This window comes from Bradyrhizobium sp. CSA112 (assembly GCF_029051645.1).
Taxonomy (GTDB): Bacteria; Pseudomonadota; Alphaproteobacteria; order Rhizobiales; family Xanthobacteraceae; genus Bradyrhizobium.
Genome location: NZ_JAACFS010000034.1, coordinates 53,687 through 73,614, shown reverse-complemented (window position 1 = coordinate 73,614; position 19,928 = coordinate 53,687). Strand labels below are relative to the sequence as shown.

Annotated in this window: 17 protein-coding genes; 7 read left to right on the top strand and 10 right to left on the bottom strand. The window is 62.8% G+C overall.

Annotated features, from left to right (window positions below; translation table 11 throughout):
• Nucleotides 1-8: 8 nt before the first annotated feature.
• The 3 genes from GWE18_RS33990 to GWE18_RS33980 all read right to left on the bottom strand — a co-directional run bounded on the left by GWE18_RS33990 (nucleotide 9) and on the right by GWE18_RS33980 (nucleotide 3,573).
• Nucleotides 9-1,325, bottom strand: a complete 1,317-nt coding sequence (locus GWE18_RS33990; RefSeq protein WP_275190029.1) for an aspartate aminotransferase family protein — start codon at nucleotides 1,323-1,325, stop codon at nucleotides 9-11.
• A gap of 91 nt (nucleotides 1,326-1,416) precedes the next feature.
• Nucleotides 1,417-2,649 (bottom strand): MFS transporter, encoded by a 1,233-nt coding sequence (locus tag GWE18_RS33985; protein ID WP_275190028.1) that lies wholly within the window; start codon nucleotides 2,647-2,649, stop codon nucleotides 1,417-1,419.
• A gap of 78 nt (nucleotides 2,650-2,727) precedes the next feature.
• A complete protein-coding gene (locus tag GWE18_RS33980; protein ID WP_275190027.1) occupies nucleotides 2,728-3,573 on the bottom strand; it encodes a CmcJ/NvfI family oxidoreductase in 846 nt (281 codons plus the stop codon).
• Between the two features lie 120 nt (nucleotides 3,574-3,693).
• Between GWE18_RS33980 and GWE18_RS33975 the strand changes: the two genes are divergently transcribed.
• Nucleotides 3,694-4,551: an SDR family oxidoreductase gene (locus GWE18_RS33975; protein WP_275190026.1), complete on the top strand. Its 858-nt coding sequence runs from the start codon at nucleotides 3,694-3,696 to the stop codon at nucleotides 4,549-4,551.
• A 263-nt stretch (nucleotides 4,552-4,814) separates the two neighbouring features.
• Here the strand turns inward: GWE18_RS33975 and GWE18_RS33970 are convergent, their stop codons facing one another.
• Nucleotides 4,815-5,114, bottom strand: coding sequence for an HU family DNA-binding protein (locus GWE18_RS33970; protein WP_057851696.1), 300 nt, complete (start codon nucleotides 5,112-5,114; stop codon nucleotides 4,815-4,817).
• A 448-nt stretch (nucleotides 5,115-5,562) separates the two neighbouring features.
• Between GWE18_RS33970 and GWE18_RS33965 the strand changes: the two genes are divergently transcribed.
• The 4 genes from GWE18_RS33965 to GWE18_RS33950 are packed head-to-tail and all read left to right on the top strand — an operon-like array spanning nucleotide 5,563 to nucleotide 10,644.
• Complete coding sequence (locus GWE18_RS33965; protein ID WP_275190025.1) at nucleotides 5,563-7,179, top strand: ABC transporter substrate-binding protein; 1,617 nt, start codon at nucleotides 5,563-5,565, stop codon at nucleotides 7,177-7,179.
• Between the two features lie 24 nt (nucleotides 7,180-7,203).
• A complete protein-coding gene (locus GWE18_RS33960; protein WP_275190024.1) occupies nucleotides 7,204-8,181 on the top strand; it encodes an ABC transporter permease in 978 nt (325 codons plus the stop codon).
• Between the two features lie 4 nt (nucleotides 8,182-8,185).
• Nucleotides 8,186-9,016, top strand: coding sequence for an ABC transporter permease (locus tag GWE18_RS33955; RefSeq protein ID WP_275190023.1), 831 nt, complete (start codon nucleotides 8,186-8,188; stop codon nucleotides 9,014-9,016).
• Nucleotides 9,013-10,644 (top strand): ABC transporter ATP-binding protein, encoded by a 1,632-nt coding sequence (locus GWE18_RS33950; RefSeq protein WP_275190022.1) that lies wholly within the window; start codon nucleotides 9,013-9,015, stop codon nucleotides 10,642-10,644. Before GWE18_RS33955 ends, GWE18_RS33950 begins: the two co-directional genes overlap by 4 nt.
• Before the next feature lie 184 nt (nucleotides 10,645-10,828).
• On the opposite strand, the gene GWE18_RS33945 is transcribed toward GWE18_RS33950, so the two are convergent.
• Complete coding sequence (locus tag GWE18_RS33945; RefSeq protein ID WP_275190036.1) at nucleotides 10,829-12,133, bottom strand: FAD-binding oxidoreductase; 1,305 nt, start codon at nucleotides 12,131-12,133, stop codon at nucleotides 10,829-10,831.
• Nucleotides 12,134-12,206: 73 nt separating this feature from the next.
• Between GWE18_RS33945 and GWE18_RS33940 the strand changes: the two genes are divergently transcribed.
• The gene (locus GWE18_RS33940) at nucleotides 12,207-13,061 is read left to right on the top strand and encodes a VOC family protein (protein WP_275190021.1); all 855 of its coding nucleotides are present in this window, start codon (nucleotides 12,207-12,209) and stop codon (nucleotides 13,059-13,061) included.
• A gap of 30 nt (nucleotides 13,062-13,091) precedes the next feature.
• A complete protein-coding gene (locus tag GWE18_RS33935) occupies nucleotides 13,092-13,703 on the top strand; it encodes a TetR/AcrR family transcriptional regulator (protein ID WP_275190020.1) in 612 nt (203 codons plus the stop codon).
• Here GWE18_RS33935 and GWE18_RS33930 read toward each other — a convergent pair.
• From GWE18_RS33930 to GWE18_RS33910, 5 genes are all read right to left on the bottom strand, one after another.
• Complete coding sequence (locus GWE18_RS33930; RefSeq protein WP_275190019.1) at nucleotides 13,690-14,649, bottom strand: fatty acid desaturase; 960 nt, start codon at nucleotides 14,647-14,649, stop codon at nucleotides 13,690-13,692. The two genes, GWE18_RS33935 and GWE18_RS33930, sit on opposite strands and share 14 nt — an antisense overlap.
• A 24-nt stretch (nucleotides 14,650-14,673) precedes the next feature.
• Entirely contained in the window at nucleotides 14,674-15,693 is a 1,020-nt protein-coding gene (locus GWE18_RS33925) for an alpha/beta fold hydrolase (protein WP_275190018.1), read from the bottom strand.
• A 180-nt stretch (nucleotides 15,694-15,873) separates the two neighbouring features.
• A complete protein-coding gene (locus GWE18_RS33920; protein ID WP_275190017.1) occupies nucleotides 15,874-17,532 on the bottom strand; it encodes a regulator in 1,659 nt (552 codons plus the stop codon).
• Entirely contained in the window at nucleotides 17,529-18,239 is a 711-nt protein-coding gene (locus GWE18_RS33915) for an isochorismatase family cysteine hydrolase (protein WP_275190016.1), read from the bottom strand. Before GWE18_RS33915 ends, GWE18_RS33920 begins: the two co-directional genes overlap by 4 nt.
• A 299-nt stretch (nucleotides 18,240-18,538) precedes the next feature.
• Nucleotides 18,539-19,909 (bottom strand): hypothetical protein, encoded by a 1,371-nt coding sequence (locus tag GWE18_RS33910; RefSeq protein WP_275190015.1) that lies wholly within the window; start codon nucleotides 19,907-19,909, stop codon nucleotides 18,539-18,541.
• Between the last annotated feature and the right edge of the window lie 19 nt (nucleotides 19,910-19,928).

Genomic DNA, 19,928 nt, shown 5'->3' with positions numbered 1-19,928 from the left:
GTCGTTGATCACAACGTCCGTGCGACTTCCTGAAGCGCGCTCGAAGCCGCATCAATGATCGCATGTATATCGGCATCCGTCATCGGGGTCGACAATGCCATCAAGCCATTTCCCGCGGACAGCACGCCGCGATTGAGCAGCGCGCGGTTGAAAACCGCCTGATGCCGCGCTTCCTCCTCAGTCAAATAGGCCGAGCGATAGTCGCGGATCGGGCGATCGGTGAAATGAATCTTGAGCAGCGAACCCAAGCCCACCGTGCCGCCGGGCACGCCGTGGCGGCGAAACGCGTCGTCGATGCCGGCTCGAACGGCCCGCCCCATCGCATCGAGGCGCGCAAACGCCGCATCGTCGAGCAGCTCCATCGCGGCGATTCCTGCGCGCATCGTCACTGGATTGGCGGAGAACGTGCCGCCATGGGGCAGCGCCGGCTTGCCCGGGCGCGGATCAAACACGGCCATGACGTCCCGGTGGCCGCCGATCGCGCCGACTGGAAAGCCGCCGCCGATGATTTTTCCCAACGTGGTCAGATCAGGATCGATATTCCAGATGCCCTGCGCGCCGCGATAGCCGAGGCGAAAGGTGATGACTTCGTCGAAGATCAGGAGCGCGCCAACCTCGCGTGTGACTTTTCGGAGTGCCTCCAGATAAGCGTGATCCGCCGGCGCGAGCCCGGCGCGGTTCGGCATCGGATCGACCAGCACGCAGGCGAGCCCCTCGCCATGCTCACGGATCAGGCTGACGGCCGCTTCCGTATCGTTGAAGGGAATGGCGACGACGTCAGCCAGCACATTGTCCGGCGTGCCCCTGGCGTAGGCCACCGACACCGGCGCGTTGCGGCCCCAGTCTTCCGGCGTGGGATCGAGGCTCACCTCGGCGTAGTCATAGGAGCCGTGATAGGCGCCCTCGCATTTGGCGATTTTTGGACGGCCGGTATGTGCACGCGCCGCCTTCAGCGCCATCATCACGGCTTCGGTGCCGGAATTGGCGAAACGTATCTGATCGACGGACGGCAGCCGCGAAACCAGGAGCTCGGCAAGATCAACCTCGGATTCTGTCGGCAGGCCGAACGCCGAGCCCAGCGCGAGCTGCGTCGTCGCTGCCTTGATCAATGCGGGATGCGCGTGGCCGTGAATCTGCGAGGTGAAATTGTTGATACAGTCGATGTAGACGTTGCCGTCGAGATCCCAGACCCGGCAGCCCTCGCCGCGCGCGGCGTAGATCGGATAGGGCTTCATGAATACGGTGGTGCGCGTGTTGCCGCCGGGCAGGCTCGCCAGCGCGCGGTCGTACATTTTCTGCGATGACGAGTCCGGATCAGGGTACATGCGGCTGCCTCTTCGTAGGATGGATAGAGCGTAGCGAAACCCATCACGCTTCGACCGGCAATTGATGGGTATCGCTTACGCTCCACCCATCCTACGTGTACATCAAAAAAACAATCGTCCCGACGATCAAGGTCGCGGCCATGAATAGCAGCACTGCAGGCAGCCCGAAGATGGTTGCCACCACGCCCGTCGTCGATTGCATCAATGCGGCACCGAGGAAAAATGCGAGGTTGATTGCTGACAGCGCCTTGCCGGCATTCTGCGGGCCTGCGAGTTGCCGCGTCATGCCAAAGAGCAGCGGCTGCCTCGATATCGCGATGCCGATCAGGACGAACAGCGCGCCGTCGATCTGTGCCGGCACGGCTTTCACGCCGAGTAGTTCGGACAGCGGATAATGCGGGGCGCCGGCCGCCATCAGGGCGAGCAGCAACGCGGCAAAGGAATGGGTGGCGGCCAGCACTTCGCGGCGATGGCCGATGGTGCGATCGAGAATCCCCATCAGCACCGGTCCTGCGATCAAGGCGAGCGTGAACACGCCAAGCGCATTGCCTGCCTCGATGCGGCCGAGCGCCTTGATCTCCATCAGCCATGGGCCGCCCCACAATCCCCGCAGCACCAGCGAGGCTGCGAGCGACACCAGCGCCAGCGCGATCAGGCCGCGAAGCTGATACGACAGCCCGATGCGCAGCACTTCGGCCATCTGCGACAATGGCGAAGACTGATCGGCGTGCGTGGCCGGTTGTTTCGGAACCAACGCGAATACAGCGATCGCAACCACGGCGCCGAAGCCGGCGGAGATCCAGAATCCCGCGCGCCATCCCCAGAGTTCGACGACGAAGGCCAGCGGGCTCGCCGACAGCAGCATGCCGATATTGCCAATCGACAGGATGATCCCGGACCACAGGCCGAAGCGCGACGCCGACATCTGCTTGGCGGCCAGCGTCATCGGGCACATCAGCATGCCCGACGTGGCCGCGCCGAGCAGGAATTGCCCGAACAGAAACCCCTCCGGCCCGGTGGCGAGCCCGGACGCCAGCGCGCCGACAATGGTTCCGGCCAGGAGGCTCAGTGAAACCGGCCGCACGCCGAACCGATCCATCGCGGCGCCGACCGGAATCTGCGAGGCGGCGAAGGCAAAATGATAGATCGAGGTGAGGCTCGCCAGCGTCTGCGGCGCAGTAGCGAAGTCGGCCGCCATCACGTCAAGGCTGATGGCCGGAATGGTCCGCAGCAGCGTCGACAGCATGTGGCAGCAAGCCAGCGCCATAAGCGCAAAAATCAGGACGCGGATGTTGATATCAGCGTCACCGGCCTTGCCGTCCATGCGTCGTCTCGCCCCAAAAACTGTTTGGGGCGAGGTATCACCAATAGAGTGGGAACGCGAATCCGCCTATCGCGCCGTTCAGTTCCTGTGGAACACCAGTGTCCGCATCTCGATGCTTTCGCGCGGGGCTGCATCGACGGGCGTGGTCGGATCGGTGAAGGCGGTGTGCGGCCCGAACCGCGTGCGGCCGTCGGTTGCGGAATCATAGCACTTCAGCAGCAGCGCCTCGTCGGTCCGCATTTCCGGGATGTAGTACCAGCGATGGTTCGGATTGTATTTCACGGAATAGGTCTCGCCGCTGCGGTTCGGATAGATCAGGTCGGACGCGACGAGATCGCTCGCCTCGACCGTCTGGCCGTCGCACATCGCAAGCGGCGCATCGCGCAACGGCCCCCGGATCGGCCGCCACACATTGATGACCTGCACGCGCCCCTTAAGGAGTTCATCCGCCTCATCGGGAAGATGTTCGCGAACGCGGTTGGCGCCTGATTTGTCTGTCTGGTCGACATGGACGCGCGTCGCCGGCTGGCGCGGTCCGGCGCCCCTGATATCGGCGGCCCCCTCCACGCGCTTGCGCACAGTGTGGTCGAAGATGAAGACGCGATCCGCTTTCAGCGTCGCCTTCAGGAAGGCTTCCACGGCGGGATAGTAGACGTTCTTCACTTCCTTCTCGTCATAGAAATTCCTGACGATGGTGGGGTGGCGGACCAACGCAAAACCTTCGCGGTCCAGAGAAAGGTTGCCGGCGATCAGGCGTGCATCGAAGATCGGGACGTTGTGCGGCTCCGGCAGTGCGGTCGATTTGGGTTCGCCCGGCGGCGGATCGAAGGCGTAGGTGCGCGGCTTTCCCGCCGTCGGCGCGAGATAGTTCAGCTCGGCCGTGACGAAGGGGAGCGATTCGAGTTTTGCTTGCTGCAGGCCCATGGTGGTCTCCTGGACTCCATTGTTTGTTCTGTTTGATTTTGGCCCGGCCGCCGAGCCCCACAAGCCCGCGGCGAAAATAGCAACGATGCCATTCCCGGTGGCGGCAGACAGGAAAAATCCTTGTCTAAAGCGCCTTCCGAACCGGATAGTATTTCCGGCATTCACGGGATCGTCATCGACCGCGATCGGGAGAACAACATGCAAGTCACGATGAAGGACAGAGTCGCCGTCGTCACCGGCGGCAGCAAGGGGATTGGGCTCGCGGTTGCAAGGCAGTTCGCCGCCTCCGAGGCCAAAGTGGCGATCCTCGCGCGCGGCGCGGCCGATCTGAAGGCGGCTCGGGAACAACTCGCCAAGGACGGCATCGCGGTCCGTGACTATATCTGCGACGTCTCGAAGGCATCAGATATTGCAAGCGCCCACGAGAAGATTGTCGCCGATCTCGGCCCGGTCGACATCCTCATCAACAATGCGGGAACGGCACGGACGATGGCGTTCGAGAACATCTCCGACGAGGCCTGGCAGGAAGATCTCGACCTCAAACTGTTTGCGGCGATCCGCTTCAGCCGGCTGGTCTGGCCGGGCATGAAGGCGCGCAAATGGGGCCGCATCATCAACGTGCTTAATACCTACGCCAAGGCGCCGGCGGCGTCTTCGGCGCCGACCTCGGTCTCGCGGGCGGCCGGCATGGCCCTGACCAAGGTGATGGCGAGCGAAGGCGGCGAGCACAACATCCTGGTCAATGCCATGCTGGTCGGCCTGATCATGAGCGATCAATGGGTGAAGCGGCACGCCGCGCAGGCGCCGGACATGGACTTCGAGCTGTTTGCCGACAACCTCGCCAAGGGCACCCCGCTGGGGCGCATCGGCACGGCGGAGGAATTCGCCAACCTGGCCTGCTTCCTCGCCTCCGACCAGGGCTCGTTCATCACCGGCACCGCCATCAATGTCGACGGCGGCCGTTCGCCGGTGGTGTAGTGACTAGATGCGGCCGCATCTTCTCCCTCGCCCCGCTCTTGCGGGGATGACGACCTGTGGCGGGATGACTTGCACGAACTCTCTCCCCACGTCGTCCCTGCGAACGCAGGGACCCATAACCACAGGCCTTCGTTTGGAAGGACGGCGTCTGCCACGGCGCCACAAGAGAAATCACGCGGTATGGGTCCCTGCGTTCGCAGGGACGACAGCGCGAGGTGAAGAAAACAAAAAGGCCCCCGTCGCCGGGGGCCTTTTCGCTTTTCTTAAACCGCGTCCTTGGCGGCCTTGACCGGGCGGGCCCGGACGATCTTGCGGGCCGGCTTGGCCTTGAACATCATTTCCTCGCCCGTGAAGGGGTTGGTGCCCTTCCGGGCCTTGGTCGCGGGCTTCTTGACCACGACGAACTTCGCGAAGCCGGGGACGAGGAATACCCCGTTCTTCTTGAGCTCCTTGTGGCCAACGTCAACGAGCGTGTCCATCACGTTCTTGACTTCCTTCTTCGAAACTTCGGTGGTGGTCGCGATCTTCTCGATCAGCTGCGACTTAGACATTTGGGTAGCCATGGTTGCTCCATTGATTCTGGCACAGGCGACGATATGGCGGAAACCGCCTAAAAAACAGGGTTTCCGACATTCTGCACAGCTATCTCGCTAGTCGAGTTGCACTGATTCGTCCAATTTTGGCTGGTTTTTTGGCCTCCGGAGCCGCCGGACCCTGTTTTTAAGGGCTTTGAGGCACCTTATCCGGGCGCTTTCCCGGCAATCTCAGACTGCGCCCCTCCCTCAGCCTCTATTCTGGCGAGCCCAGATCTTTGCCCCCGGTGCACCAGAATGAGCAGGCTGAACAGGCGGTGAGCACGTTGTTTTCAGAAAGGATTTTCCGCTTCGCCCCGCGATTAGAAAATGACTCGCGTTCGCCTTCCAGCGTAACATCGGTCTCAAGGCGGACGTCTGAATGGTCCGCCATCAATTCTGAATGGTCCGCCATCAATATTGTGTTCGGAGACTTCGCATGGATTTGACGCGCCTTGAGATCAATCGCCGCACCGCGCTGCTGACGTCGGCGGCCATCGCGGCCAACGTGATCAATCCGATGCAGGCCTTTGCGCAGGAAACGCCGCGCAAGGGCGGCGTGTTCAATGTCCATTACGGCGCCGAGCAGCGCCAGCTCAATCCGAGCATTCAGGCTTCCACCGGCGTCTACATTATCGGCGGCAAGATCCAGGAAAACCTCGTCGATCTCGACGCCAACGGCCAGCCGGTCGGCGTGCTCGCCGAAAGCTGGGAAGCCACCCCCGACGGCAAGACGGTGATCTTCAAGCTGCGCCAGGGCATCACCTGGCACGACGGCAAGCCGTTCACCTCGGCCGACGTCGAATTCACCGCCATGAACATGTGGAAGAAGATCCTCAACTACGGATCGACGCTGCAGCTCTTCCTGACCGCGGTCGAAACGCCTGACGCGCATACCGCAATCTTCAAGTATGAGCGGCCGATGCCGCTGAACCTTCTGCTGCGCGCCCTGCCCGACCTCGGCTATGTCTCGGCCAAGCACCTCTATGAGAGCGGCGATATCCGCCAGAACCCGACCAACCTCGCGCCCGTCGGCACCGGTCCGTTCAAGTTCGTCAAATATGAGCGCGGGCAATATGTCATCGCCGACCGCAACGAGAATTACTGGCGGCCCAACGCGCCCTATCTCGACCGCATCGTCTGGCGCGTGATCACCGACCGCGCTGCCGCCGCCGCACAGATGGAAGCCGGCGAGCTGCACTACTCGCCGTATTCCGGGCTGACGATCTCGGACCTCGCGCGGCTCGGCAAGGACAAGCGCTTCATCGTTTCCACCAAGGGCAATGAAGGCAACGCCCGCACCAACACGCTCGAGTTCAACTTTCGCCGCAAGGAATTGTCCGACATCAAGGTTCGCCGCGCGATCGCGCATGCGATCAACGTGCCGTTCTTCATCGACAATTTCCTCGGCGATTTCGCAAAACTCGGCACAGGGCCGATCCCCTCGACCTCGGCCGATTTCTACCCGGGTGCGAACACACCGCAATATCCTTACGACAAGGCCAAGGCGGCCGCGCTACTCGACGAAGCCGGCTTCAAGGCGGGCCGCGGCGGCACGCGCTTCTCGCTGAAGCTATTGCCCGCCCCCTGGGGCGAGGACATCTCGCTGTGGTCGACCTTCATCCAGCAATCGCTCGGCGAGATCGGCATTCCCGTCGAGATCGTGCGTAACGATGGCGGCGGCTTCCTCAAGCAGGTCTATGACGAGCACGCTTTCGATATCGCCACCGGCTGGCATCAATACCGCAACGATCCCGCCGTCTCGACCACGGTCTGGTATCGCTCCGGCCAGCCAAAGGGCGCGCCCTGGACCAATCAATGGGGCTGGGAGGACAAGAACGTCGACAAGACCATCGATGATGCCGCGACCGAAGTCGATCCGGCCAAGCGCAAGGCGCTCTATGCCCAGTTCGTCAAGGAGGTGAATACCGAGCTGCCGGTCTGGATGCCGATCGAGCAGATTTTCGTCACCACGATTACGGCAAAGGCGCGCAACCATTCCAATACGCCGCGTTGGGGCTCGACGAGTTGGCACGATCTTTGGCTTTCGGCTTAAGCCGATATCCGCCAGGATAGGTCCATGCGCATCCTCGGCCTTGCGGGGCGGCGGCTCGCCGCCTCGATCCCGACCCTTATCCTTATCCTGATCGGCGTGTTTCTGCTGCTGCAGTTCGCGCCGGGCGACACCGTCGACGCCATGATGGCGCAGATGGGCGGCGGCGACGCTGCAACCGCCAAGGAGCTGCGCAAATTCTACGGGCTCGACCTCTCGATCCCGGCCCAGCTCGGCAACTACCTCTGGCGCCTGGTGCGGCTCGATCTCGGCTTCTCTTCGATCTACGGCAAGCCGGTATCCTCGGTCATTATCGAGCGGCTGCCGCCGACCATCCTGTTGATGACCGCGTCGCTGTCCTTTGCGTTCTTCTTCGGCCTCGTGTTCGGCGTGATCGCCGCCCGCGGCGTCAACCGCTGGCCGGATACGCTGATCTCCACCCTGGGCCTGATCTTCTATGCAACGCCCTCGTTCTGGTTCGGGCTGATGGCGATCGTGGTGTTCTCGGTTTACCTGCAGTGGCTGCCGCCGGGCGGCTTCGAGGATATCGGAACGGTGCGGACCGGCATCTGGCGCGTGCTGGATATCGCGAGCCATCTGGTGCTGCCGACGCTGACGCTCGGGCTGATCTTCCTCGCGATTTACTTACGCATCATGCGCGCGTCGATGCTGGAAGTGCTCAACCTCGACTACGTCCGCACCGCGCGCGCCAAGGGGCTGGACGAGACCCGCGTGGTGACGCGGCACGTGCTCCGCAACGCCCTGCTGCCGATGGTGACACTGATCGGGCTGCAGGCCGGCACCATGCTCGGCGGATCGGTAGTCGTCGAGAGCGTATTCTCGCTGCCGGGGCTTGGGCGGCTCGCCTATGAATCGGTGGTGCAGCGCGACCTCAATACGCTGCTCGGCATCGTGTTCGTCTCGGCGCTGCTCGTGATATCAGTGAACTTCGTGGTCGACCTCATTTATGCGCGGCTCGATCCGCGCATCACGGCGGGAGGCTGACGCCATGGATGCGGTCAAGCGCTATTTCCGAAGCCCCGCCGCGGTCGCCGGCCTGATTCTTCTGTTGATCGTGATCGCGATGGCGGTCTCGGCCGGCTGGCTCTATCCGCGCGATCCGCTGGCGCTCGCCGGCCGGCCGCTGGTCTGGCCGTTCTCCAATCCGCGTTTCCTGCTCGGCACTGACAATTCCGGACGCGATATCGCCGCGCAGATCTTTTATGGCGCGCGGATATCGCTTTTGATCGGCGGCGTCGCCACCGCGATCGCGATCCTGATCGGGATCCTCGTCGGCGCCTTCGCCGGCTATTACGGCGGCTGGGTCGATAATGTCTTGATGCGGATCACGGAAGCGTTTCAGACCCTGCCGAATTTCGTGCTGCTGCTGGTGCTGGTCGCGGTGTTCGGCTCGACGCTGACGACCGTCACCATCGCGGTCGGCGTGGTATCATGGCCGGCGCCGGCGCGGCTGACCCGCGCGGAGTTCCTGTCCTTGCGGAACCGCGAATTCGTCCAGGCCGGGCGCACGCTCGGCATGAAAAACATCCAGCTCATCTTTGGCGAGATCCTGCCCAATGCGCTGCCGCCGGTCATCGTCTATGCCAGCGTTGTGATGGCGGTCGCGATCCTGCTTGAAAGCGCTCTCGCTTTCCTGCGGCTCTCCGATCCCAACGTGGCATCATGGGGCAACCTGATCGGCCTCGGCCGCGACGTGCTGCGGGTGCAGTGGTACGTCTCGGCGATCCCTGGCATCGCCATCCTCGTCACCGTGCTCGCGGTGTCGCTGGTCGGTCAAGGCCTCAACGACGCGCTCAACCCGAGGCTCAAGGGCCGATGAGCGGGAAAGAAACCATCCTCTCGCTCGATCGCCTGGGTGTCCGCCTGCCCCGCGGCGCCGACCGGACGCATGCGCTCAGGGATGTGTCGCTGGAGATCGCTTCCAACGAAATCCTCTGCGTGGTCGGCGAATCCGGCTCCGGCAAGTCGATGATGGCGAATGCCGTCATGCGGCTGTTGCCCAATGAGGTGACGATCGGCAGCGGGCGGGTGATGTTCGAGGGCCGCGACCTCTGCGCGGCATCTGTTGCTGAAATGCGCGAAGTGCGCGGCGCCGGTATTGCGATGATCTTCCAGGAGCCGATGACGGCGCTCAACCCGCTCCGCACCATCGGCGACCAGATCGCCGAAATGTTTTCGATCCACACCGGATTGTCGAAAGCCGAGATCAATACGCGGGTGCTGGCGCTGCTGGCGGACGTCCGCATTCCAGATCCCAAGGTTGCGGCAAGGGCTTATCCGCATGAGCTCTCCGGCGGCCAGCGCCAGCGCGCCATGATCGCGATGGCGCTGGCGCTCGATCCAAAGCTGCTGATCGCAGACGAGCCGACGACGGCGCTCGACGTCACAACGCAGGCGCAGATCTTGAAACTGATCCGTGACCTGCAGCAGCGCCGCAAGACCGCCGTCATGTTCATCACCCATGATTTCGGCGTGGTCGCCGAGATCGCCGATCGCGTGGGGGTGATGCAGCACGGCGTCATCGTCGAACAGGGCACGGCTTCAGACGTTCTGCACCACCCGCAGCATGCCTATACCAAACAGCTCATCGCCGCCGTCCCGCCGCTGAAGGCACCGCCGCCGCGCGCACTCGCGGCCGACAACATCCTGACGATCACGGATGTCTCGAAGACTTACCGCACCGGCGGCTTTTTGGGGCGCGGCGCGCGGGTGACGCCGGCCGTCAAAAACGTGTCGCTCAACCTGCCGCGCGGCGCCACGCTCGGCATCGTCGGCGAGTCCGGCTCCGGCAAATCCACGCTGGCGCGCTGCATCGTGCGGCTGATCGATCCGGATGCCGGATCGATCGTGCTCGATGGCAGCGACTGGGCGAAGATGCCGCGCGAAGAAGTCCGCCGCGAGACGCGCCATATCCAGATGGTGTTTCAGGACCCATTCGCGTCCCTCAATCCGCGCCGCAAGGCGGCCGAACTGGTGGCGCAAGGCCCGATCGTGCACGGCACGCCGCGGGCGGAAGCGATTGCGGATGCGAAGGAGCTGTTTTCGCTGGTCGGGCTCGATCCTTCCTCCGCCGACCGCTATCCGCATGAATTCTCCGGCGGCCAGCGCCAGCGCATCGGGCTGGCACGGGCGCTGGCGCTGAAGCCGGAAGTGCTGGTGGCGGACGAGCCGGTGTCGGCGCTCGACGTCTCCGTGCAGGCGCAGGTGCTGAAGCTACTCGCCGAACTGCGCGCGCGGCTCGGGCTTTCCATCGTGTTCATCACACATGACCTGCGCGTTGCCGCGCAAATCTGCGACCTCGTCGCCGTGATGAAGGATGGCGCGGTGGTGGAGCACGGACTGGCGGGCGAGGTCTTCGGCAACCCGCAGCACCCGTATACGCAGGCACTGCTCGATTCGATTCCGGGCGGGGAATTTGCGAGGGAGCATGATACGACGGCGGTGTAGCCGCACGCTTCTCCCTCTCCCCGCTCTTGCGGGGAGAGGGTTGGGGTGAGGGGCTGCCTCCGCGCACTCCAATTCTGATTCGGATTCGCGGAGGTACGCAACGCACTTCAAATCTCATCGGGATTCGCGAAGAGAGCCCCTCACCCCGACCCTCTCCCCGTGAAGGACGGGGAGAGGGAGAAGGTCAAGCCATCTCCCTCGCATCTCTGCGGCGGTAGACGAGCAGCATGAGCGGGGCCAGTTTGCGCAGGATGCCGTGGGCGATGATCGGCACCGGCTCCGTGAACGGCAGCGCCAGCTCGTTTTCCGGCACGCCGCGGACGGCCTTTGCCAGCTCATTGCCGAGCGGGATCGTCAGCGCCACCGCGCGGCCGTTGCAGCCGGTCCAGCCATAGGCATCGGGACCGAGCTTGTGGATGCGCGGCAGAAAATCCGTCGTCATGCCGACATAGCCGTTCCAGACGTAATCGAACGAGACCTCGCCGATCTGCGGCCACAGCCGCTGCAGGCGCTCGGTGACGCGCGCCTTGATCCGCTCCACCTTGTTGCCGGGGCCGATCACCGCGCCGCCGGTGACGAGGCGGTTTCGTGCGTCATAGCGCGCGAAATAGAGTTCGCCATGGGTATCCGACATCGCCTGACGGCCGGGGATGATGGTCTTGCGGACATTGTCCGACAAAGGCTGCGTCGCCATCTGCCACGACAGCACCGGCATCACCTCGCGCGCGATGTCAGGCACCAGTGACTTTGAAAATTCGCCGCTATAGGCGTTGGTCGCGACTACCAGCGCGCGGCCGGAGATCTCGCCCTTTGCCGTTTTCACCACCCAGCGATCGTTGCGGCGTTCAAAACTTTCCGCCGGCGAGCGCGCGTAGATGCGTGCACCGAGACTGAGCACAGTGCGCGCCAGACCGCGGGCGAGCGCGAGCGGGTTGATGTGGCCGCCGGTCTTGTTCCAGAAGCCGCCGAACCACGCATCGGAGCCCAGCATGTCGCGCGTCTGGTCGCGCGACAGCAGTTCGACCGGCGCGCCGAATTTCGACCACTGCCGCACCCGCCGTTCGGCGATCTTGATGCGGCCCGGTGAATGCACCGGTTGAACCCAACCGGCCTGTTCCGCCTCGGCTTCGATATTGTAGCGCCTGACGACGTCGAACAGATCAGCCGCACTGTCGCGCAGCATGCCGACAAAACGTTCCCCCGCCTCGCCGTGCTTCGCAACAATGTCCTCCGGATCGGGCCGCGACAGCGTCGGGATCACCTGGCCATTGTTGCGGCCCGATGCACCCCAGCCCGGCTCCGCGGCTTCGACAATCGCGACATCGACGCCCGCTTCGCGCAGATGCAACGCGGTGGAAAGTCCGGTGAAGCCTCCGCCGATCACGATCACATCGGCCTGCTGCGAGCCGATCAGTTCCGGTAAATCAGGCCCCGATGGCGTCACGGCCGCCCACAGTGAATCGGGCCAGCGAACGTTGCTCGTGTTCATCATGATCCTTTCTTGCAGGCAACTGATCGTTCTGATTAGCTTAGTCCGCTAACGAGCCTCAGGGAACAAAAGAGTGGCACTCAAAAACATCATCGGAATCGATCACGCCGTGGTCATGGTGAAAGATCTCGACAAAGCCGCCGAAAACTACAAGCGGCTCGGCTTCACCGTGTCGCCGCGCGGCATCCACAGCGCACATATGGGATCGGGCAACTACACCATCATGTTCGACCCCGACTATATGGAATTGCTGGGCGTGCTGACGCCGACGGAACATAATGCTCCGGCGCGGACATATCTGGAAAAGAATGGCGAAGGCATCGAGCGCATCGCGTTCACGGCGGTGGATTCCGCCGAAGGCGCGGAAGAAATTCGCGCGCGCGGCTATCCGCCGATTGGACCGACCGATTTCGAACGTCCGGTGACGATGCCGGATGGCACGATATCAGCGGCCAAGTTTCGCACGTTCCAATGGCCGACGGCGGAAGCGCCGGGCGGCGTTCGCATGTTTGCCTGCCAACACAAGACGCGCGAGACGGTTTGGATTCCCGAATTGATGAAGCACCCCAACGGGGCCAAGCGCCTGAAGCAGGTGCTGATCATCACCCCGGAGCCGGCGGATGACGCCGCGCAACTCGCGAGCATGATCGATCGTGAGGCAATGGTCGAACCGGACGGCGTCATTGCGGTCCCCTCAGGCGGCGACCGCGCCGACTTCATATTCCTGACAAAGACCCAGCTCGGCACACGCTACCCTGACGTCCCGCTGGCCGGCCTGCCCGAACGCGGCGGCGCGGGGCTCGTGATCGTGGCCGATGTCGCAGCGGCAGAGAAGGCGCTGGGTGCGACCGGGGTGAAGAGCGCGGGCGGCGTGGTGGTTCCGCCGGCTGAAGGCAACGGGACGATGCTGGCGTTCGTGAAGGGGTAGCCGGCCGCGCTGCATCAGGGAAGCCGGAACATGGCGAACGGCAAGATCGAAGCGGATAGCGATACGGCGGCAATCCGCCGTGGTCGCCCGCGTTCTGCTGAGACCACCAACGCCATTCTGCAAAGCGCCTACACGCTGATGGCCACCACGGGTCTGGCCGCCACCAGCATCGACGCGGTCGCACGACACTCCAGTGTCTCAAAGATGACCATCTACAAATGGTGGCCGTCGCGCGAGGCGCTCCTGATCGACGCGTTCCTCAACCACGCTTCGTTGATGCTGCCGCTGCCGAGTACCGGCGCGCCGGCAGACCGCCTGAGAAACCATGCCGCAGCCTATGCCAAAGCGCTGCAGGGTGAGTTTGGCAGGGTACAGCTCGCGGTGATCTCTGAATGCATCTCGAACACTGGCTCGGCGGAGATCTTCTACGAGCGCTATCTCCGATATCGAAGGACAGCCCTGGTCGAATTGATCGCCGCCGGCCAGCAGGACGGAAGTATTGGCGCCGCCGGGACGCCGGAGGACCTGTACGACGCGATCTATGGCAGCCTGTTCTACCGCTACATCTTCGGCATCAAGCCCATCTCGCCGGTGCAGGCCCGCAATCTCGTCGACACCCTGCTGATGATCAAGAGCCGCTGACGCCTTGGGCACAGCCATGCCGCTGGCGTCGGAACCAGGCCCAAGTCTCGCGGGTCACGGCCAGATAGCCCCTGCCCCGGAACACAATCCGCCCGTCGACAATCTGGTTCAGCCTCGGCAGCGCATGAAACGGGATCGAAGGATAGGCGTGATGCTCGACATGGTAGGGCATATTCCACGCAAACCACTTCATGACCATGCCGGTATAGGTCGTACGCGTATTTTGGAAGGCGCTGCGCGTTCGCTCACAGCCGGTGTGTTCGGCATAGAGATAGGGACGCAGGAATAGCTGGCCGACGATCAGGGGAACGATCCAGACCCAGAGCAGCAGCGCCGTGTGGAGCGCGAATGAGCCGAGCAGCAGCACGACGTAGCCGGCGACATAGAGCCGCGCTTCCTTCACGACGATGGGGCGCTTGGCTTCCGGAATCCAGGGGGCGGAGGCGTTGCCGGTGAAGGCATGGCGAAGCATCAGCCCTACCCGGAAGGCGACCTGCCGAAGACCGCTATAGGCAATCGCAAGCTCCGTATCCGAGGCGGGCATCGGGCCAACCAGCAGTTCGGGATCCCGCTCCGGATCCTGCGTGTAGCGGTGGTGGTCCCAATGGAACAGGCAGTAATATTCGTAAGGCAGCCCGATCGCGAATGAAGACAGATGACCGAATACGAGATTGAGCGCGCGGGTCCGAAAGGCTGTCTTGTGAGCGGTCTCGTGCACGACCATGAACAGGAAGGCGACGAAATAGCCTTGCACGACGATCAGCGGCATCGCCCAGTGCGGGCCATAGGTCGAGGCGACGAGCCAGATCAGCGTGCCGAAAACGCCGATTGCGCCGTAGTGGCTGGCTGCGCGAATGATGCCGGGCAGGTTCGACCGCACCGATAATGCGCGCAGCTCGGCCGAAGTCAGCGGCTTCTCTCCCGTTGCGGTAATTGCTGTGCTCATGGTCGCTAACGCCTCCGGGATGATTCAACGCTGCAGCAGCGCCGAGATTTCGGCGTTGATGAAGTCGCGATCTCTGGGATTGTTGATGGGGTTTCCGGCCCGGTGCCCGTGGATCGAGGGAATCGGATGGAGTTCGGCCGACTTTGCATTGACGAGGCGGCCGAGCTCGGCCTCGTTGTCGCGCATGTCGAAATAGCGATCCGTCTGGCCCGGCATCAGCAACACATGCGCCCTGATCGCGGCCAGTGCGCGGTTCATGTCACCACCGAATTCCGGACATTGGCTGATATCGCCGCGCTGCCAGATGCCGATCTGCGCCAGAAGATCATTGGCGTCACGCCGCGCGAAGGCGACGTCCCACGATCGCGCCAGGTAATCCTCAAGGTTTGTGAATCCGGCCTCGCGCCAGACCTCATCCCGGTAATAGGCGTGCGACATCGCCCACCCCGCATAGACGCGTCCCATCGCCTGAAGGCCGGCGACGGGCCTGGCAACAAAACGGCCATCCTGCCAGGCCGGGTCCGCCGTCAGCGCCGTCTTCACGCCCTCGAGAAACACGTGATTGTACGGCGAGCATCTGGCGCTGCCGCAAACAACCGCCGCCCGTTCCACCATATCGGGATGACAGGCTGCCCAGTGATAGGCCTGCATGCCGCCCATCGACCAGCCATAGACCAGCGCGATCCTTGAAATGCCGAATTGCTCTTCGAGAAGGCGGCGCTGCACCGCGACTGCGTCATGATAGCTGATGGCTGGAAACGGCGTGACATCGCAATTGGACGGCGATGAAGACAGGCCGCTGCCGAACAGATTCGGAATGACGATGAAGTAGCGATCTGGGTCCAGCGCGCCGCCACGCTGGATCAGCCATTCGATATCGCTGTGCTGTGCGCTGAAGGACGTCGGATAGACAATCACATTGTCCTTTCGCGCGTTCAGCGCGCCATAGGTCTTGTACGCGAGCTGCATCGCCGGAAACGCGGTGCCCGACTGAAGTTCGACGTCTCCGGCTTCAAAGATTTGATAGTCGGCGCCGGGCATCAAAGACCGTTTCCGAGCGATGCATTTAATGTACTTATGGTACACTATATGACTCGGATTGCAACGGGTTTCTCCGCTGGTAGCGGCACCCTGCTCGTGCTCGCAAAATGAAAATTGCGCCGCGGCGGTTTCTGCGGCGCAATTTCACACGACGTCAGATCATTGCGGACCTGCCGCCAGCGATCACTCTGCCGGCGCCGCAACCGGCACTTCCGCATGCGAACGATAGGCAACGCTCGCGCTCTTCCTCGCCAGCGCGAACAGCCCCGCCGCCATCACGGCATAGGCCAGCGCCACGCCCGGCGTCACGCCGAGCCCGCCACCGATGCCGACGGCCTCGCCGTGCATGAAGCCGAAATAGGTCAAGACGGCACCGGCCAACGCGAAGGCTGATGCCTTGAGGAAATCGCGCTCGATCACGAACACGCCGATCGCGCCGAGCACGAGGCCGGCGAGGATCGAGCCGCCGCCCATGACTTCCAGCCCGTGATAGAGCACGCCCTGCTGCGGCAGCGAGGAAATCGCCGCGGCCTTGACCGCATCGACCTTGTCGGCGGCGAGACCGCCGACGGTCTGCGCCGCCGTCACTGTCGCACCGAGCATGGTGTCGACCTGCAGTTTTGCCCACGCCGCAAGATGTGGCGTCAGCGCCAGCACGATCGCCGGCGCATGCTTGACCGGCGTGCTCTGGAATGCCTGTGCGCCGATCAGCATGCCGATATAGAGCAGGATCGGCGAGATCGCGACAACAGGCACCAGGGCGAGCAGCACCGAGATGATGCCGAACCAACTCAGCAGCACCACCATCAAACCCGTTGCCGCCGAATAGCCGATCCGGCCGCCCATCGCTTTCCAGCCGGGATGGCCGATATAGACCGCGTTGATGAAGGGATTGCCCATCAGGCAGCCGATCAGGCTGACGACGCCGTCTGCCGTCAGCACGCGTGTGGTCGGAAATTCGTCGCCGGCCGCCTCCGCACTCTCGACGTTATCCATGGCTTCAACGAGATCGTAGATGCCGAACGGGATCGCGGTCACCAGGATGATGCCGAGGAATTCGAAGCCGGAGAACACATGACCGATGGCAGGTAACGGCACCGAGAAGCCGAAATTGGCAAAGGCATCGCCAACGCCCTTCAGGCTCAACCCGCCGAGCCCGAGACCGAAAAGATTCGATCCCCAGGCGATGATCATGCCGGCCGTAATGGCGACGAGGCCTGCGGGAATCCCTCGCGGGTATTTCACACCGCCGAACCAACTCACCAGGATGATGGCAAAGCAGATGAGCCCGATCTGCGGCGTCATATACATCTCCAGCGCCGGGCGCATCGAGATGAAGGTGACGGAGACGCCGGCGAGCGTGCCGAGCAGCGCAGCGCGCGGGGTGATCTTGCGGATATACGGCGCGATGAAGCCGCCGATCATCAGGATAAAGCTCTGGAAGAACACCCAGACGAGACCCGCCGACCAGCCTTTGATGGGGTCGCCGGTTTTGAGCGTGATCGGCAGCATGATCACGAAGGTGACGATGAACATGTGCGGCACGCTGACGCCCGACGGAAGCGCACAGACGTCGTTGCGGCCGGTTTTCTGCGCCAGCCTGTAGGCGAGGTAGGCGTAGTAAAAGGTGGAGAGGCACATCATCAGGCCGAGCGCCGGCAGGATGCGGCCGAACACGATGCTATCAGGCATCTTCAGCACGAAACGCAACAGCCCGGTCAGCACCAGCATGTTGACGAGAATGTTGGTGCCGAAACCGAACAACGCGTTCCAGTCGCCCGGCGTCCACAAGGCCGGCTTGAATCCTGAAGCGCCTGCTGTCCCCGTCACGCTCGTGCTCATCGTGATGCCCCCGCTACTGCCGCTTTTGGAATCTGCGGTAAAAGTGCATCCAGCACGGCGGCCGAGTCGGAGACCCAGCCGAAAATGCCGCCCTGGGCCTTGATCATCTTCAGGCCAATCTCGTGAAACTCTGGAAAATAGGATGCGCAGCCATCAGCCAGCACCACGCAGCGATAGCCGCGGTCGTTGGCCTCGCGCACCGTGGTGTTGACGCAGACCTCGGTGGTGACGCCGCAGACCAGCAAATTGTCGATGCCGTAGCGCTGCAACACGTCGCCGAGTTCGGTGGCGTAGAACGCGCCCTTGCCGGGCTTGTCGATCACGATCTCGCTGTCGAGCGGATAGAGTTCGGGAATGATGTCGTGGCCGGCCTCGCCGCGAATGAGGATGCGCCCCATCGGCCCGGGATCGCCGATGCGCAAGGACGGCGCGCCGCGCTCGACCTTGGCCGGCGGCGCGTCGGAAAGATCGGGCAGATGGCCCTCGCGGGTATGAATGACCAGCATGCCGGCCGCACGCGCCGCATCCAGCACCGCGGCGATCGGCTTCACCGCCCGCGCGAGCTGGCTGACGTCATTGCCGAGCGTCTCGCCAAAGCCGCCCGGCTCCATGAAATCGCGCTGCATGTCGATGATGAGAAGCGCGGTCGCCGCCCAGTCGAGCTCGATCGGCTCCGGCTCCGCTGCGAGCTTTGCTAAGTTCGCCATGACGTACGCGCCCCGAACGAGAGAACTCTTCGGTAGAAGTCAAGCAAGGCGCGTGCCATTGTGTACAATGGCGTCAGGCGATCGGCAGCGACGAAATCCGGCGTGTTTTCAATTTGATGATCGCCGGTACGGTGACGGCTTACGGTCCGACCAGCGCTTCCGGACGTGCATCTGCTCATTAACTGAGCAAATCGAGATTGTGCCTGCCGCTCAGAAACAGAATTGAGCTCGGCACCGGACTATGGTGGCTGCAGGGGCAGCTCTCGCTTCGTCCGACCCACACTTCGCTGGAAAGCGCGCTAGTTGCCGTTAAGTAGCGGGGTCCCGAATGCCCTACTCCAGACAGAAAGGAAACGCGGAAACCAGGAGTGAGCGACGGCGCCCTGATAGGCCCACGTGCGATATTTGAGACCTTTTTCCGACAGCAGTTCCTGATACCCGCCGTGCGTTTCGGTCGCGGTACGAATGTCACGCAAAATGTCCTGCGCGCAGGATCTGTATCTGTCGGCGCCTGAGTGTTCATCGTACTCCAGCATGCGATCGGCGAATTCGACGTTAAACGTCGGCCAGGACGAACGGCCCTGGTAGGCGGGCGCTGCAATCTTGTGGATCATCTTGTTCAGCGGGTTATCCGCGGACACCAGGAAGTGAGACGTACCCGGTATTCGAAACCGCGGTTCTGCGAGTATCAAATCCGTCGTTGCCGCGAACAACGCGCGTTCACCCGCGTCGCTCAAATCCCAAAATCCCCGGTGCACGTTGACGAAATCGAGCGCAATGGAGGACGCCGGCGGCTCGCTGCTGGAATGCAAAGCATGCCTGATGTAGCCCGGTTTTCCGAACAACCGGAGCAGCTCCTTTTTGTATTTCGAGAGTTCGCGTCCGAGCACGGCTTCCAATTCGATCCGGTCGATCACCCCGAGTTCTATCCCGCGCATGAAAGTTGCGTAGACGCATGCATTGGTGACAAAACGCTGGCGTTCGGCGCGGGTATCGGTTGCTGCGGAACGCGGTGCGGTGACGTCACACAGCAAAGCGCCGACGCCGCCATCCTCGAACGGCTCCAACGCTTCCGCAAGTTGACATATCGCCTTCTTCAGATCCTCGCGATACTCGGCAAGCAGCAAACGGCCGGCATGCGCGCCTTGCGACATCGCCAGATACGGAGATGACCTTTGGTCCGCCCGGATGATTTGCTCCAGGCCTGCGAGGATGCCCAACAGCGTATCCGAAGGCAGCGAAAAGTAGTTGATGCCGATGTAGCGGTCGCGGCCGGCCGGAATAATCGTGGTCGTGACGACATTGGAACGAACGGCCTCCAACATCAGCCGGACGCTTTTTTCCAGCAAGCGAACCCTGCGGATTGCATCGTCGGAATCCATGATGGTCTCGGGATCGAGAACATCGGGATAAAACCAGGCGAAGTCCCGCGGATAATAGGCGGTTGCGTGCGGCGCCCCCGTGACGAGAAAGGCTTCCTGCGGCGAAAATGCGCTGTCGACCGCGTGCCGGTACAGCTCATCGATTCCCAGCGACAGGCGATGCGCTCTTCTCAGGAACCGGTCGCTGAGAAAATTGACAGCCTGAATGCCGTTGGCAACGAGGCTCGCAAACTGTCCCTGATAAAATCGGTATTCGCGAGGTGACGGAAATGAAATATCACTATTCATAGGCTTGGATGATCGATGT

What these genes read in the sequence shown, in the direction of transcription:
- GWE18_RS33990 (WP_275190029.1), bottom strand. Translation starts at nt 1,325, where the DNA reads ATGTACCCTGATCCGGACTCGTCATCGCAGAAAATGTACGACCGCGCG.
- GWE18_RS33985 (WP_275190028.1), bottom strand. Translation starts at nt 2,649, where the DNA reads ATGGACGGCAAGGCCGGTGACGCTGATATCAACATCCGCGTCCTGATT.
- GWE18_RS33980 (WP_275190027.1), bottom strand. Translation starts at nt 3,573, where the DNA reads ATGGGCCTGCAGCAAGCAAAACTCGAATCGCTCCCCTTCGTCACGGCC.
- GWE18_RS33970 (WP_057851696.1), bottom strand. Translation starts at nt 5,114, where the DNA reads ATGGCTACCCAAATGTCTAAGTCGCAGCTGATCGAGAAGATCGCGACC.
- GWE18_RS33965 (WP_275190025.1), top strand. Translation starts at nt 5,563, where the DNA reads ATGGATTTGACGCGCCTTGAGATCAATCGCCGCACCGCGCTGCTGACG.
- GWE18_RS33960 (WP_275190024.1), top strand. Translation starts at nt 7,204, where the DNA reads ATGCGCATCCTCGGCCTTGCGGGGCGGCGGCTCGCCGCCTCGATCCCG.
- GWE18_RS33955 (WP_275190023.1), top strand. Translation starts at nt 8,186, where the DNA reads ATGGATGCGGTCAAGCGCTATTTCCGAAGCCCCGCCGCGGTCGCCGGC.
- GWE18_RS33950 (WP_275190022.1), top strand. Translation starts at nt 9,013, where the DNA reads ATGAGCGGGAAAGAAACCATCCTCTCGCTCGATCGCCTGGGTGTCCGC.
- GWE18_RS33945 (WP_275190036.1), bottom strand. Translation starts at nt 12,133, where the DNA reads ATGAACACGAGCAACGTTCGCTGGCCCGATTCACTGTGGGCGGCCGTG.
- GWE18_RS33935 (WP_275190020.1), top strand. Translation starts at nt 13,092, where the DNA reads ATGGCGAACGGCAAGATCGAAGCGGATAGCGATACGGCGGCAATCCGC.
- GWE18_RS33930 (WP_275190019.1), bottom strand. Translation starts at nt 14,649, where the DNA reads ATGAGCACAGCAATTACCGCAACGGGAGAGAAGCCGCTGACTTCGGCC.
- GWE18_RS33920 (WP_275190017.1), bottom strand. Translation starts at nt 17,532, where the DNA reads ATGAGCACGAGCGTGACGGGGACAGCAGGCGCTTCAGGATTCAAGCCG.
- GWE18_RS33915 (WP_275190016.1), bottom strand. Translation starts at nt 18,239, where the DNA reads ATGGCGAACTTAGCAAAGCTCGCAGCGGAGCCGGAGCCGATCGAGCTC.
- GWE18_RS33910 (WP_275190015.1), bottom strand. Translation starts at nt 19,909, where the DNA reads ATGAATAGTGATATTTCATTTCCGTCACCTCGCGAATACCGATTTTAT.